The 13,600-nt window shown below is 56.0% G+C and carries 15 protein-coding genes and 1 pseudogene; 5 read left to right on the top strand and 11 right to left on the bottom strand.

Annotated features, from left to right (window positions below; translation table 11 throughout):
* Positions 1-10 precede the first annotated feature (10 nt).
* The 4 genes from pstC to phoU are packed head-to-tail and all read left to right on the top strand — an operon-like array spanning position 11 to position 3,433.
* Entirely contained in the window at positions 11-970 is a 960-nt protein-coding gene (gene pstC / locus BFV63_RS22175; RefSeq protein ID WP_003861158.1) for a phosphate ABC transporter permease PstC, read from the top strand.
* A complete protein-coding gene (gene pstA / locus BFV63_RS22180) occupies positions 970-1,860 on the top strand; it encodes a phosphate ABC transporter permease PstA (RefSeq protein WP_003861156.1) in 891 nt (296 codons plus the stop codon). The genes pstC and pstA overlap by 1 nt, the downstream gene beginning before the upstream one ends.
* Before the next feature lie 47 nt (positions 1,861-1,907).
* The gene (gene pstB, locus BFV63_RS22185; protein ID WP_003861154.1) at positions 1,908-2,681 is read left to right on the top strand and encodes a phosphate ABC transporter ATP-binding protein PstB; all 774 of its coding nucleotides are present in this window, start codon (positions 1,908-1,910) and stop codon (positions 2,679-2,681) included.
* Positions 2,682-2,707: 26 nt separating this feature from the next.
* The gene (gene phoU / locus BFV63_RS22190; RefSeq protein ID WP_003861153.1) at positions 2,708-3,433 is read left to right on the top strand and encodes a phosphate signaling complex protein PhoU; all 726 of its coding nucleotides are present in this window, start codon (positions 2,708-2,710) and stop codon (positions 3,431-3,433) included.
* A 94-nt stretch (positions 3,434-3,527) separates the two neighbouring features.
* Here the strand turns inward: phoU and yieH are convergent, their stop codons facing one another.
* On the bottom strand, positions 3,528-4,193 hold the full coding sequence (gene yieH / locus BFV63_RS22195; protein WP_003861151.1) for a 6-phosphogluconate phosphatase: 666 nt from the start codon (positions 4,191-4,193) through the stop codon (positions 3,528-3,530).
* Positions 4,194-4,358: 165 nt separating this feature from the next.
* Between yieH and adeP the strand changes: the two genes are divergently transcribed.
* Positions 4,359-5,696, top strand: a complete 1,338-nt coding sequence (adeP, locus tag BFV63_RS22200) for an adenine permease AdeP (protein WP_003861149.1) — start codon at positions 4,359-4,361, stop codon at positions 5,694-5,696.
* Positions 5,697-5,782: 86 nt separating this feature from the next.
* Here adeP and BFV63_RS22205 read toward each other — a convergent pair whose 3' ends face one another.
* From BFV63_RS22205 to BFV63_RS23620, 10 genes and pseudogenes are all read right to left on the bottom strand, one after another.
* On the bottom strand, positions 5,783-6,349 hold the full coding sequence (locus tag BFV63_RS22205; RefSeq protein WP_003861147.1) for an NADPH-dependent FMN reductase: 567 nt from the start codon (positions 6,347-6,349) through the stop codon (positions 5,783-5,785).
* Positions 6,350-6,385: 36 nt separating this feature from the next.
* Positions 6,386-7,132 (bottom strand): 4'-phosphopantetheinyl transferase family protein, encoded by a 747-nt coding sequence (locus BFV63_RS22210; RefSeq protein ID WP_032608136.1) that lies wholly within the window; start codon positions 7,130-7,132, stop codon positions 6,386-6,388.
* Between the two features lie 122 nt (positions 7,133-7,254).
* Positions 7,255-8,226, bottom strand: coding sequence for an HTH-type transcriptional regulator YidZ (yidZ, locus tag BFV63_RS22215; RefSeq protein ID WP_048241613.1), 972 nt, complete (start codon positions 8,224-8,226; stop codon positions 7,255-7,257).
* Positions 8,195-9,370, bottom strand: coding sequence for an MFS transporter (locus BFV63_RS22220; RefSeq protein WP_048241611.1), 1,176 nt, complete (start codon positions 9,368-9,370; stop codon positions 8,195-8,197). Before BFV63_RS22220 ends, yidZ begins: the two co-directional genes overlap by 32 nt.
* A gap of 111 nt (positions 9,371-9,481) precedes the next feature.
* On the bottom strand, positions 9,482-10,846 hold the full coding sequence (mnmE, locus tag BFV63_RS22225; RefSeq protein WP_015570136.1) for a tRNA uridine-5-carboxymethylaminomethyl(34) synthesis GTPase MnmE: 1,365 nt from the start codon (positions 10,844-10,846) through the stop codon (positions 9,482-9,484).
* A gap of 72 nt (positions 10,847-10,918) precedes the next feature.
* Positions 10,919-12,562 carry a membrane protein insertase YidC gene (gene yidC / locus BFV63_RS22230; protein WP_003861138.1) on the bottom strand — a complete coding sequence of 548 codons (1,644 nt, stop codon included), beginning with the start codon at positions 12,560-12,562 and terminating at the stop codon, positions 10,919-10,921.
* A gap of 2 nt (positions 12,563-12,564) precedes the next feature.
* The gene (yidD, locus tag BFV63_RS22925; RefSeq protein ID WP_001307474.1) at positions 12,565-12,822 is read right to left on the bottom strand and encodes a membrane protein insertion efficiency factor YidD; all 258 of its coding nucleotides are present in this window, start codon (positions 12,820-12,822) and stop codon (positions 12,565-12,567) included.
* Positions 12,786-13,145 (bottom strand): ribonuclease P protein component, encoded by a 360-nt coding sequence (gene rnpA / locus BFV63_RS22235; protein WP_003861126.1) that lies wholly within the window; start codon positions 13,143-13,145, stop codon positions 12,786-12,788. The genes yidD and rnpA overlap by 37 nt, the downstream gene beginning before the upstream one ends.
* Positions 13,146-13,161: 16 nt before the next feature.
* Complete coding sequence (rpmH, locus tag BFV63_RS22240; protein ID WP_000831330.1) at positions 13,162-13,302, bottom strand: 50S ribosomal protein L34; 141 nt, start codon at positions 13,300-13,302, stop codon at positions 13,162-13,164.
* Between the two features lie 228 nt (positions 13,303-13,530).
* A pseudogene (locus BFV63_RS23620) lies at positions 13,531-13,581 on the bottom strand (hypothetical protein); the annotation flags it as partial.
* Between the last annotated feature and the right edge of the window lie 19 nt (positions 13,582-13,600).

A 13,600-nucleotide genomic window follows, 5' to 3' on the forward strand; every position in this document is an offset into this window, starting at 1 on the left:
AGAGTAATTTATGGCTGCAACCAAGCCTGCATTTAACCCTCCGGGTAAAAAAGGTGACATGATTTTCAGCGCGCTGGTGAAACTGGCTGCGCTGATTGTGCTATTGCTGCTGGGCGGCATTATCGTGTCCCTGATTTTCTCCTCCTGGCCGAGCATTCAAAAATTTGGTTTCGCCTTCCTGTGGACCAAAGAGTGGGATGCGCCGAACGATATTTACGGTGCGCTGGTGCCGATTTACGGCACGCTGGTGACCTCTTTTATCGCCCTGCTAATTGCGGTTCCGGTGAGCTTCGGTATTGCCTTGTTCCTGACGGAACTGGCGCCAGGCTGGCTGCGGCGTCCGCTGGGTATCGCCATTGAACTGCTGGCGGCCATCCCAAGTATCGTTTACGGCATGTGGGGCCTGTTTATTTTTGCTCCGCTGTTTGCAACGTACTTCCAGGAGCCGGTCGGTAACGTGCTTTCTGCCGTTCCGTTTGTGGGGGCGCTGTTCTCCGGCCCGGCATTCGGTATCGGCATTCTGGCGGCGGGTGTGATCCTCGCCATCATGATTATTCCGTACATTGCGGCGGTCATGCGCGATGTCTTCGAACAAACCCCGGTGATGATGAAAGAGTCCGCCTACGGCATCGGCTGCACCACCTGGGAAGTTATCTGGCGCATCGTCCTTCCGTTCACCAAAAATGGGGTGATTGGCGGCATTATGCTGGGCTTAGGTCGCGCGCTCGGTGAAACCATGGCGGTCACCTTTATCATCGGCAACACCTACCAACTCGACAGCGCTTCGCTCTATATGCCGGGGAACAGTATTACTTCTGCGCTGGCGAACGAATTTGCCGAAGCGGAATCCGGGCTGCACGTCGCGGCGCTGATGGAACTGGGCCTGATCCTGTTTGTTATCACCTTTATTGTGCTGGCTATCTCCAAGCTGATGATTATGCGTCTGGCTAAAAACGAGGGGGCACGCTAATGGCAACTCTCGATATGCAAAATACCGCTCAGCTTGCGGAATCCCGTCGCAAAATGCAGTCAAAGCGCCGGATTAAAAACCGCATTGCGCTGACGCTTTCCATGGCCACGATGGCGTTCGGCCTGTTCTGGCTGATCTGGATCCTGATGTCAACCATCACCCGCGGCATCGATGGAATGTCCCTGGCGCTGTTCACGGAAATGACGCCGCCGCCGAACACGGCGGGCGGTGGTCTGGCAAACGCCCTGGCGGGTAGCGGCCTGCTGATCCTGTGGGCGACCGTTTTCGGTACACCGTTGGGCATTATGGCGGGTATCTATCTGGCGGAGTATGGGCGCAAGTCCTGGATCGCTGAAGTCATCCGCTTTATTAACGACATTCTGCTTTCTGCCCCGTCGATTGTCGTGGGTCTGTTTGTTTACACCATCGTGGTGGCGCAAATGGAACACTTCTCCGGCTGGGCGGGTGTGATTGCGCTGGCGCTGTTGCAGGTGCCTATCGTTATTCGTACTACTGAAAACATGCTGAAACTGGTGCCGGACAGCCTGCGTGAAGCGGCTTACGCGCTGGGCACGCCGAAATGGAAAATGATTTCGGCGATCACCCTGAAAGCGTCCGTCTCGGGGATCATGACCGGTATCCTGCTGGCTATCGCCCGTATCGCCGGTGAAACCGCACCGCTGCTGTTTACCGCCCTCTCCAACCAGTTCTGGAGCACGGACATGATGCAGCCGATCGCCAACCTGCCGGTGACGATCTTTAAATTTGCGATGAGCCCATTCGCGGAATGGCAGCAGCTGGCCTGGGCCGGGGTGCTGATCATCACCCTTTGCGTACTGTTGCTGAACATTCTGGCGCGCGTCATTTTCGCGAAGAAGAAACACGGTTAAATTTTTACGGCGCGGCAGCTCGCGGCGCCGAATGAGGAAATGAGTCAATGAGTATGGTTGATACTGCCCCGGGTAAGATTCAGGTTCGTGATTTGAACTTCTACTACGGCAAATTCCATGCCCTGAAGAATATCAATCTGGATATCGCGAAGAACCAGGTAACGGCATTCATCGGTCCGTCCGGCTGTGGTAAATCCACGCTGCTGCGCACCTTTAACAAAATGTATTCGCTCTATCCGGAGCAGCGCGCAGAAGGTGAAATTCTGCTGGACGGTGACAACATCCTGACCAATACCCAGGATATCGCCCTGCTGCGTGCGAAAGTGGGGATGGTATTCCAGAAACCCACGCCGTTCCCGATGTCGATCTATGACAACATCGCCTTTGGTGTGCGTCTGTTTGAGAAGCTCTCCCGTGCGGATATGGACGAGCGCGTGCAGTGGGCATTGACCAAGGCCGCATTATGGAACGAAACCAAAGATAAACTTCACCAGAGTGGGTACTCTCTCTCCGGTGGTCAGCAGCAGCGTCTGTGCATTGCGCGCGGTATCGCCATTCGCCCGGAAGTCTTGCTGCTGGATGAGCCGTGCTCAGCCCTGGACCCGATCTCAACCGGGCGTATCGAAGAGCTGATCACCGAGCTGAAGCAGGATTACACCGTGGTGATCGTGACCCACAACATGCAGCAGGCTGCACGTTGTTCTGACCACACGGCGTTTATGTACCTGGGCGAGTTGATTGAGTTCAGCGATACGGATGCGCTGTTCACCCGTCCGGCGAAGAAACAAACCGAAGATTATATTACTGGCCGCTACGGTTGATTTGCCTTAGTGCATGTGGAGAAACCATGGACAACCTCAATCTTAATAAACACATTTCCGGCCAGTTTAACGCAGAGCTGGAAAGCATTCGCACCCAGGTGATGACCATGGGCGGCATGGTCGAGCAGCAGCTTTCTGATGCGATCACGGCGATGCACAACCAGGACAGCGAGCTGGCGAAGCGCGTTATTGAAGGCGACCACAACGTCAATATGATGGAAGTCGCCATCGACGAAGCCTGCGTGCGCATCATTGCGAAGCGTCAGCCGACGGCGAGCGACCTGCGTCTGGTGATGGCGATCATCAAAACTATCGCCGAGCTGGAGCGTATTGGTGACGTGGCGGATAAAATCTGCCGCACCGCGCTGGAGAAATTCTCCCAGCAGCACCAGCCGCTGCTGGTGAGTCTGGAGTCTCTCGGTCGCCACACCGTGCAGATGCTGCACGACGTGCTGGACGCTTTCGCGCGCATGGATCTGGACGAAGCGGTCCGTATCTACCGTGAAGACAAGAAAGTTGACCAGGAATACGAAGGCATAGTGCGTCAGCTGATGACCTACATGATGGAAGATTCCCGTACCATTCCAAGCGTACTCACCGCGCTGTTCTGTGCGCGCTCAATCGAGCGTATTGGCGACCGCTGCCAGAACATTTGCGAATACATCTTCTACTTCGTGAAGGGGCAGGATTTCCGACACGTGGGCGGCGACGAGCTGGACAAGCTGCTGGCGGGTAAAGATCCGAAAGAGTGATTTTTACCCTCACCCTAACCCTCTCCCACAGGGAGAGGGGACCATTCGGTTTTCTCCCTCTCCCTGTGGGAGAGGGCCGGGGTGAGGGGAAAACTCAGCGAGTAATATCCCACCCGCGCGCCTTCCACAACGCTGGCAGTTGCGCCAGATCGGTAAAGGTCGTCACTTTTGGATGATCGATCGGCTTGTTGTGCGGATCGGCGCAGAAGTAAAACACCTCCATCCCCGCATCAATCCCCGACTGCGCGCCCGCAGACGAGTCATCCACCAGGATGCAGTTCTCCACGTTGACGTTCATCGCCTTCGCCGCGTGGAACATCAATGCCGGATCCGGCTTCCAGCGCTGGATATCGTAGCCGCTGAACAGTTTTTCCGGGAAGTGGTGCAACATGTTCAGCTTGCCGAGCGAGTGCTGCATTTTGCTGACCGGGCCGTTAGAGACCACGCAGATCGGCACCGTCATCGCATCCAGCAGCGTGTTAGCGCCAGCGATAACTTCCAGCTCGGCGTCGAAGAGGCGTGCGACCTCGGCGCGGTACACCGGTTCCAGATCCGCTTTCGCCAGATCCACCCCGTGCTCTTCGTTAATGATGTCGATGATCTCGTACAGCTTCACGCCCTTAAAGCGTTTAAACACCTCTTCGAGATCGAGCGTAATACCAAATTCCTGGAACATGGCGACATACGCGCGGGAACAAATGACCTCACTGTCGACCAGCGTACCGTCACAGTCGAAAAATACCGCTTCAATTCCGGACATGCCTTTCCCTTTTAACAAGTTTAACGTTTTCGTACGGCAGTTCACCGGGACGCAATCGTTGCCGTATAAGCAAAATCAATGAAAAAAGTATCCCGTAACCGCCACTATTGTCGCATTTTGGTATAGGATAGCGACGAATTTTCCCTCCTTGTTCGGAAATTGATGATGAGTCAACAACACACTACCCAGACGTCTGGTCAGGGGCTGCTTGAGCGCGTGTTCAAACTGCGCGAGCACGGCACAACGGCACGCACCGAAGTGATCGCCGGTTTTACTACCTTCCTGACGATGGTCTATATCGTTTTCGTTAACCCGCAAATTCTGGGCGTGGCTGGCATGGACACCAGCGCCGTCTTCGTGACCACCTGTCTGATCGCGGCGCTTGGCAGCATCCTGATGGGCGTTTTCGCTAATCTGCCCGTGGCGCTGGCCCCGGCAATGGGCCTGAATGCGTTCTTTGCGTTCGTGGTGGTTCAGGCGATGGGCCTGCCGTGGCAGGTCGGGATGGGCGCTATTTTCTGGGGCGCGGTCGGCCTGCTGCTGCTGACCATCTTCCGCGTGCGCTACTGGATGATTGCGAACATTCCCGTGAGCCTGCGCGTGGGTATCACCAGCGGTATCGGTCTGTTTATCGGCATGATGGGGCTGAAAAACGCTGGCGTTATCGTGGCGAACCCGGAAACGCTGGTGAGCATTGGTAACCTGACCTCTCACAGCGTGCTGCTGGGCGTGCTGGGCTTCTTTATCATCGCGATCCTGGCGTCGCGCAACATCCATGCTGCGGTGCTGGTCTCTATCATTGTGACCACGCTGCTGGGCTGGATGCTGGGTGACGTACATTACAACGGTATCGTCTCTGCGCCACCAAGCGTCTCTACCGTGATTGGCCACGTTGATCTGGCGGGCTCGCTGAACCTGGGTCTGGCCGGGGTGATTTTCTCCTTCATGCTGGTCAACCTGTTTGACTCCTCCGGTACGCTGATTGGCGTGACCGACAAAGCGGGTCTGGCGGATGAAAAAGGCAAATTCCCGCGCATGAAGCAGGCGCTGTATGTGGATAGCATCTCGTCCGTCGCTGGCTCTTTCATCGGCACCTCGTCTGTTACCGCTTACATTGAATCCTCTTCCGGTGTGTCCGTGGGCGGTCGTACTGGCCTGACGGCGGTAGTTGTGGGTCTGCTGTTCCTGCTAGTGATCTTCCTCTCTCCGCTGGCGGGGATGGTGCCACCATACGCGGCAGCTGGCGCGCTGATTTACGTCGGCGTGCTGATGACCTCAAGCCTGGCGCGCGTGAAGTGGGAAGATTTGACGGAAGCCGTTCCGGCGTTTATTACCGCGGTGATGATGCCGTTCAGCTTCTCGATCACCGAAGGTATCGCGCTGGGCTTTATCTCTTACTGCGTGATGAAGATCGGTACCGGCCGCTTCCGCGAACTCAGCCCGTGCGTGATTATTGTTGCGCTGCTGTTTGTGCTGAAGATTGTGTTTATTGATTCACACTAAGATGCTGGTGGTGTCAGGTGGCGCTTCGCTTACCTGACCTACGGGCAAAGTTCCCTCTCCCTGTGGGAGAGGGTTAGGGCGAAGGCTTACGCCTTCACCCGCTTAATATAATCCCCAAACGCGGTCAGCTGGCCAGAGAGATGGTCACGCGTACTCTGATCCACCACTTCACCCGTCTGCGGGTCGACCTTGTTCTGAATCACGCCGCCCATAAATTCCGGCTTGTTCATCACCATCGCATCCAGGAACACCAGGATCTGACGCAGGTGATACTGGCAGCGCGCGCCGCCAATGGCGCCCATTGAGCTGGTCTGGATCAGCACAGGTTTACCAGACAGCGGCTGCTCCGGTAAACGGGACAGCCAGTCAATGGCGTTCTTCAGACCACCCGGCACCGAGTAGTTATACTCAGGCGTCACTATCACCACGCCGTCAGCCTGACGGATCTGCTCGGCTATCGCTTCCACGCTTTGCGGGAACCCTTCTTCCTGCTGAACGTCAGCATCATAAAGCGGGATGTCGCCAATGGACGGCAGGGCACTGATCTCCATTCCCGCAGGCGCCAGCTGCGGCAGCGTACGGGCAACCATCCCGTTAAAAGAACCTTTGCGCAGGCTTCCCAGTAACGTAACAACTTTCAACGTATCAGACATGATTACTCCTGTTTCATCATGATGACCCTGGACGGATCAGCTATGGGTGTATGCTTTTTCTGCCGGTAAACTGGTTAATCGCATCAGGCGCGCGGCGGGCTCGTTGGCGCGCTCAGGGACATCCGGAAGACTACGCCAACCGCGAATACTGTCAAATTCCCAGATTTTCAGCCGTTCGATGGCGGGGCTCACCGCAACGGACCAGATCAGTACGTCCTCAGCGTCGCTGAGCGCCTCTACCAGCGAGGCTTTTGTCGCGCGCAGGCGTCCGGAGCCGGGGAGCAGCTGCAACAGGCTGGCGTCGTCTGACGCCGCGCCGTTCAGTTTGCGGATGCTCTGGCGAAGGGTGATGAGCTGCGCTCTGGCTTCAACAGGGTCGTTCTGGTTACGTATCCACAGCTTTTCATTGCTGGAGAGCGGGTATTCATCGAGCGCGTTAGCACCATGGAAGCTACGCGTGACGCGTTGCAGCTCCATATCCAGGCCACAATCACCTTCAGTCGTCAGCGCGACGCCAACAATGTTGCCGGTGTACGCAATGGAAAAATGGGGGAGTGCCGGGTCCGCAAAAACCGGGCGACCTTCTGGCTGGGTGATTATGTCCGGTAGTTCGCTAGTGCCGTAGAGCATAAAAAGCAGTTCTGCGAGGAGCGCTCTGGAAGCTAAAAACCGCGTCCTGCGGTGTTCAGGTAGTTTGAGCGCCTCACTGTGACAGGCTGAAGAAAGTCTGGCCGATACGAGATGCCCTTCCGTTAATGTTCCTCGTGCAAAGTGCGTAGCCATTTTTCGCTCCTTGATAATGGTCGTAGTCGGTTAAACGGTTACATGATTATCGCTTAACTTAGCTTCTGTTTTAATCAGTAAATGGAAATAAGAGAAGCCTGAGCACCGAACTTTACATTATCTTAGGCAAAAACCTGATCTGGTGCGGTATACAGCGCTTTAATCGTCTCACGCAGCCAGAGGATTTTCGGATTATGGCTGTTCCGTTTATGCCAGATCAGCGTGAAGGGTACGGTGAGCTTTTCTGCCTGCGCCTCATCGATGGGAATGGGCAGACAGACCAGATTACGCTGGTGGAGTTGGTTGTAGTGATGGCAGTAGTGCGGCGCAGTGGCTATGTAGTTGTGATCCGGCTGGGCCGCCATAAACATCGACTGTTCAAAACCGGGCAAACTCATGGCGATGTTACGCTCCCGGCCCATCGCCCTTAGCACCTCGTCGAGCGCCCAGGTGTCACTGCGTTCCCAGAAGATGCTGATATGCGGGTAGCGCAGAAACGTCTCCAGATCCCACGCTTCCTGGAGCGCGGGATGATCCTCGCGCAAATACACGCACGGACGGTCACTGAACAGGATTTCGTAGTCGATAAACCACGGCATCAGCTTTAGCAGTTCGCGCGAGCGAGGGTGCGTTTCACGCCCGGTGAAGCCCAGATCCACTTCTCCGCGCGTAATGGCGTCCAGCGAATCGTAATCCCATTGCCGCAGCTTCACCGTCGCCTGTGGGTAGCGCTCGTTCACCTGCTCCAGCAGGGTATTAAAGCGGATCAGCATCAGCGGTGTTTCGGCGGCGAGCACAAACTTAAGCCCGCCTGGAGAGCTATGGTGGAATTTATCGAGGATCTGATTGCCAATCTGCATCCAGTCGGCCAAATCCTGTTCCAGACTCACCGTCAGAGGCGTGGGCAGTAGCCCTAAAGGCGTTTTCACAAACAGCGGATCGTCGAACCAGTCGCGCAGCTTCGCCAGCGATTTACTCACCGCGGACGGCGTCACGTTCATCCGCTTCGCGGCTTTGGTGACGCTGCGCTCCTGCAACAAAAGTTGCAGGCAAAGTAAAAGATTAAGATCGAGACTGCTGATGGGCTTCTTCATAGTTCGCCGCGGGCTGGATGACCATAAGTAAGGTAATGCAGAGTATGCTACAGCCAATCAGAACCCCGATCAGCATATTCAGCGCGTTAAGGCCGATCACCGCCGCCAGCCAAATCCATAGCGAAGAACCGCAGACCTGCGCAATGCCCAGCACCGAGCTGGCCACGCCTGCCCGCAGCGAGAAGGGGCCAAGCGCCTGACTCATCGCCACACCAAAGCCGACGGAGAATCCGGCGCAGATCAAAGTAATGCCCACCAGCATTACAGCGTGTGAGGTGGCGGTCGCCAGGATCACGCCTGCGGCGAGAAACAGCGTCTGTGAGGTGAGCATCAGCGTGCGCTGGCGGAAGATGTTGAGCGCAAAGGGCGTTGAGAATGAAACCGCCATGCTCACCATCGCGGTTAGCGCCATCACCGTCGAATACTCACCGCGATCGAAGCCCATCGTCTCCATCAGCAACACCGGGGAAACGTTTACATAGGTGAGGATCACCGCCACGCTAAGCGTGGTGATTGCCAGCCGACTCAGGAAAAAGCGATTCACCAGCTTTTCAGCCGGATGGAGGGTTGCGGTGTGATATGGCTGTTGCGAACCGGGATGGGTCTCTTTCAGCACCGTCACGGACAGGATAAAGACGATGGCGCCCATGGCTGCCATGGTCCAGAAAAGACTCTGCCACGGAAATTTAAGCATAATCAGGTAGCCTACAACCGGTGCCAGCACCGGGATGATGCAGGTAATGCCGTTCAGCATCGACAGCACCTTGGCGCGGCGCTGGGCGCTCAAGGTATCGCGCAGAATGGCAAAGGCCACCACGTAACAGCCGCCTGCGCCAATGCCCTGGATAAAACGTCCTGACAGGAACATTGTGCTTTCCTGAGCCACTGAACAGAGTACTGATGCCAGCGCAAAGATAACTGCACCCGTAATCGCGACGGGCTGGCGGCCTGCTTTATCCGCGATTTTCCCGGCAAATACCATCGACGACGCCATTCCCGCGAGGTAGGCCGAAAACGCGATGTGCAGTTGCGCCTCGCTGGCACCCAGATCGCGGGCAATATGCGGTAGCCCCACCAGATACATATCAATGCCGGACGGATAAAGCAGAACTAATGCGAAACTACAAAACAGAAAACGCGCCATAAACCCCCCATAGATGCAGGCATGCAGGATAGGGGGTGAAAGGGGATTAGGCGAGTTGCCATTTGGACAATGGTGATTTCCCTGGTGGAAATCACCCTGTATTAACGGGAATTACTTACCAATGCAGAAGCTCGAGAAAATCCGTCCAAGCAGATCGTCCGACGTAAACTCCCCGGTGATCTCGCTCAGGTTCTGTTGCGCCAGACGCAGCTCTTCCGCCAGCAGTTCACCGGCCCACGCGCCGATCAGCTGGGCTTTACCCTGCTCAAGGTGGCGAGCCGCCTCTTCCAGCGCCTGCAAGTGACGACGACGCGCCAGGAAGCCACCCTCCATGCTGGTGTCGAACCCCATGCTCTGTTTGAGATGGCTACGCAGGGCTTCCACGCCTTCACCGGTACGGGCCGACAGGCGAATAAGTGAGTGACCATTCACATCGCTGATGCCCAGCGTTTCGCCGGTAACGTCGGCCTTGTTGCGCACCACGGTGATCGGCAGTTTAGCCGGGAGACGGGCGATAAAGTCTGGCCAGATTTCAGCCGGGTCAACGGCGTCGGTTGTGGTGCCGTCCACCATAAACAGCACGCGGTCGGCCTGCTCGATCTCCTGCCAGGCGCGTTCGATACCGATACGCTCGACTTCATCGCTCGCATCGCGCAGGCCAGCGGTGTCGATGATGTGCAGCGGCATTCCGTCGATGTGGATATGCTCGCGCAGCACGTCGCGGGTGGTGCCGGCTATGTCGGTGACGATCGCCGCTTCACGGCCCGCCAGGGCGTTCAGCAGGCTCGATTTCCCGGCGTTGGGGCGTCCGGCAATGACCACCTTCATGCCTTCACGCAGCAGGCTGCCCTGGCGCGCTTCGGCGCGGACGGCATCGAGATCGTTCATCACCTGGTTGAGCTGAGCTTCAATTTTACCGTCTGAGAGGAAGTCGATCTCCTCGTCCGGGAAGTCGATAGCCGCTTCGACATAGATTCGCAGGTGAGTAAGTGCTTCCACAAGGTGATTCACGCGTGCGGAAAACGCGCCCTGCAACGAGTTCAGCGCGGAGCGGGCCGCCTGTTCGGAGCTGGCGTCGATCAGATCAGCAATCGCCTCGGCCTGCGCCAGGTCGAGCTTATCGTTGAGGAAAGCACGCTCGGAGAACTCACCCGGCTTCGCAATGCGCAGGCCAGGCAGGGTCAGAATACGTTTTAACAGCAGGTCGAGGATCACCGGGCCGCCGTGGCCCTGAAGTTCCAGCACATCTTCGCCGGTAAAGGAGTTTGGGCCGGGGAACCACAGCGCGATGCCCTGGTCCAGCGGTGTGCCGTCAGCATCTTTAAACGGCAGATAATCAGCGTAGCGCGGCTTTGGCAGTTTACCCAGCACCGCTTCGGCCACCTCACGCGCCTTCAGGCCGGAGATACGCAGAATGCCTACACCACCGCGTCCCGGTGGGGTTGCCTGGGCGACGATAGTGTCGTTATGGCTCATGGTTGCTCTCGTTCAATACAAATAAAAAAGGCGGTCAATCGACCGCCCTTATTTTAGCGTTAAGTTACCGAATCAGGACTTTTTCTTTTCGCGGCTATGCAGGCCACGTTTTTCCAGACCACGGTAAATCAGCTGCTGCTGGATGATGGTCACCAGGTTGCTGACGATATAGTACAGCACCAGACCTGACGGGAACCACAGGAAGAACACGGTGAATATGACCGGCATAAAGGTCATGATCTTCTGCTGCATCGGGTCGGTCACGGTGGTCGGAGACATCTTCTGAATGAAGAACATCGTCACGCCCATCAGGATCGGCAGGATGTAGTACGGGTCCTGTGCGGACAGGTCATGGATCCACAGGGCGAACGGCGCGTGGCGCAGCTCAACGGAACCCATCAGCATGTAGTACAGCGCAAGGAAGATTGGCATCTGAATCAGCAGCGGGAAGCAACCACCCAGTGGGTTCACTTTTTCTGCTTTATACAGGGCCATCATCTCCTGGCTCTGACGCTGTTTGTCATCGCCCAGACGCTCACGCATAGCCTGAATCTTCGGCTGTAGCATACGCATCTTCGCCATGGAGGTGTACTGCGCTTTAGTCAGCGGGTACATGATGCCACGAACGATAAAGGTGATAACGATGATGGAGAAGCCCCAGTTACCCAGGAAGCTGTGGATGAACTTCAGCAGCTTAAACAGCGGCTGAGAGATGAACCACAACCAACCGTAATCCACGGTCAGATCCAGGTGCGGCGCAACGGCAGCCATTTTGTCCTGGATTTCCGGGCCGACCCACAGGGTGCTTGCCAGTTTACCGGTTTGACCCGGCTGCACCAGAACCGGCTGAGATTTGTAGCCGATGGCTGCAATACCGTTGCCGAGGTTCGCGGTGTAGAAGTTGTTCGTACCGTCGTTATTCGGTACCCACGCCGTCGCGAAATACTGTTGCAGCATTGCGACCCAACCGCCTTTAGAGCTGACGTTCAGGTTTTCGTTATCGGCAATGGTGTCGAATTTGTATTTCTCGTACTTGGTATCTGGCGTGGAGTAAGCCGCGCCACGGAAGGTATGCAGCGCAAAGTTGCTGCTTCCGGTATCACGGTGAGACGGCAGATTGATGGACTGCTTCAGCTGACCAAAGGTAGAGATTTCCAGCGGTTTCGCACCGGCGTTCTGTACGCTGTAGCCCACGTTCACCGCATACTCACCGCGTTTCAGGGTGAAGGTTTTGGTGAAGGTGTTGCCTGCCGCGTCGGTGTAGGTCATCGGGATAACCAGTTCGTTCTGACCATCAGCCAGTACAAACGTGTCATTCTCGACGTTATACAGTGGACGCGCACCGTTAGCCGGATTATCCGGGCCATCACGACCGGTCAGGCCGCTCTGCGCCTGGTAGATAAATTCAGGCGTGGTTTCCAGTAACTGGAACGGTTCGGTAGACTTCAGTTCTTTCGGGTAGGTCAACAGCAGCGCCTGCTCAACATCACCACCACGGGTGTTGATAGTCAGCTCAAGCACATCGGTCTTAACCGTAATCTGTTTCCCCTGGCCACTGGCCGGTACGCCCTGGTCGGCGGCGCTACCCGCTGCGGTGGTCGTGGTCTGCGTGGTCTGCTGCTGGGGTTGAGGATTTTTATCCTGCTCCCATGCCTGCCAGATCATGAAAGACACGAACAACAAAGCGATGATAAGAAGATTGCGTTGCGAATCCATCGTTAGTGTTCTCTGGTATCAAAAGGTCCTGGAGGGACGGGGTCGTCTCCACCTGGGTGTAAAGGGTGGCATTTTAATACGCGTTTCACCGTCAACCAACTGCCTTTTATCACTCCAAACCTGCGCAATGCCTCAATTCCGTAGCTTGAGCATGTTGGCGTGAAACGGCAGTGTGGCCCGAGTAGCGGACTAATCAGGCGTTGATAGACCCGAATGAGGGCTATCAGGACCCGCGAGCCAGGCGACAGTGGCGGCGCCATAATTTTTCCAACGCTTCCGAGAGAGCACGGTTATCGAGGTCGGCAACCCCTTTTTTCGCCACCACCACGAAATCCATTGAAGGCAGTTCGTGCTGACGTAAACGGAAACTTTCACGCGTCAGACGTTTAATCCGGTTGCGTTCATGCGCACGCTTAACGTTTTTCTTGGCGACTGTGAGACCGATGCGGGGATGCCCCAGCGAATTTTGGCGGCCGAGGATGGTGATTTGCGGCGTGCCAGCCCGTTGTGGCTGCTGGAAGACGAAAGTGAAATGAGTGGGAGTTAACAAACGTAACTCCCTGGGAAATGCGAGCTTAACCACTCAGGGGTTAGCTTTATTACTTGGAAACGGTCAGACGAGCGCGGCCTTTAGCACGACGACGTGCCAGAACCTGACGACCATTTTTAGTAGCCATACGAGCACGGAAGCCGTGAGAACGGTTGCGCTTCAGTACAGACGGTTGAAAAGTGCGTTTCATGGCGATTTCTACCTAAACTTGAATAAATTCACTGACTTTTGCGTATACCCGAACGAGATTCGAACGACTAACGCCTCAGCGTGGGTGATTAAAGAGGCCGGATTGTAATAATTGTACACTCCGGAGTCAATTCTCTTTCCTTATTTCCCGCGTATTTCCGCACGATTTCGCGTGGAAAATGAGCAACGGACGACGCAGGAAGATGAGCATCACGCGCCGGGTCGAGGATTATACGGGCTCGCCAACAAAGCGCAAGGATCGTCCCGGATCTTCGTTAGATCATTTAAGCCAAAAATTG

This window comes from Enterobacter hormaechei subsp. xiangfangensis, assembly GCF_001729785.1.
Lineage (GTDB): Bacteria > Pseudomonadota > Gammaproteobacteria > Enterobacterales > Enterobacteriaceae > Enterobacter > Enterobacter hormaechei_C.

Bases quoted from the DNA above. Each gene is read 5' to 3' on its own strand.
- pstC (WP_003861158.1), top strand. From the start codon at position 11: ATGGCTGCAACCAAGCCTGCATTTAACCCTCCGGGTAAAAAAGGTGAC.
- pstA (WP_003861156.1), top strand. From the start codon at position 970: ATGGCAACTCTCGATATGCAAAATACCGCTCAGCTTGCGGAATCCCGT.
- pstB (WP_003861154.1), top strand. From the start codon at position 1,908: ATGAGTATGGTTGATACTGCCCCGGGTAAGATTCAGGTTCGTGATTTG.
- phoU (WP_003861153.1), top strand. From the start codon at position 2,708: ATGGACAACCTCAATCTTAATAAACACATTTCCGGCCAGTTTAACGCA.
- yieH (WP_003861151.1), bottom strand. From the start codon at position 4,193: ATGTCCGGAATTGAAGCGGTATTTTTCGACTGTGACGGTACGCTGGTC.
- adeP (WP_003861149.1), top strand. From the start codon at position 4,359: ATGAGTCAACAACACACTACCCAGACGTCTGGTCAGGGGCTGCTTGAG.
- BFV63_RS22205 (WP_003861147.1), bottom strand. From the start codon at position 6,349: ATGTCTGATACGTTGAAAGTTGTTACGTTACTGGGAAGCCTGCGCAAA.
- BFV63_RS22210 (WP_032608136.1), bottom strand. From the start codon at position 7,132: ATGGCTACGCACTTTGCACGAGGAACATTAACGGAAGGGCATCTCGTA.
- yidZ (WP_048241613.1), bottom strand. From the start codon at position 8,226: ATGAAGAAGCCCATCAGCAGTCTCGATCTTAATCTTTTACTTTGCCTG.
- BFV63_RS22220 (WP_048241611.1), bottom strand. From the start codon at position 9,370: ATGGCGCGTTTTCTGTTTTGTAGTTTCGCATTAGTTCTGCTTTATCCG.
- mnmE (WP_015570136.1), bottom strand. From the start codon at position 10,846: ATGAGCCATAACGACACTATCGTCGCCCAGGCAACCCCACCGGGACGC.
- yidC (WP_003861138.1), bottom strand. From the start codon at position 12,562: ATGGATTCGCAACGCAATCTTCTTATCATCGCTTTGTTGTTCGTGTCT.
- yidD (WP_001307474.1), bottom strand. From the start codon at position 12,822: ATGGCGCCGCCACTGTCGCCTGGCTCGCGGGTCCTGATAGCCCTCATT.
- rpmH (WP_000831330.1), bottom strand. From the start codon at position 13,302: ATGAAACGCACTTTTCAACCGTCTGTACTGAAGCGCAACCGTTCTCAC.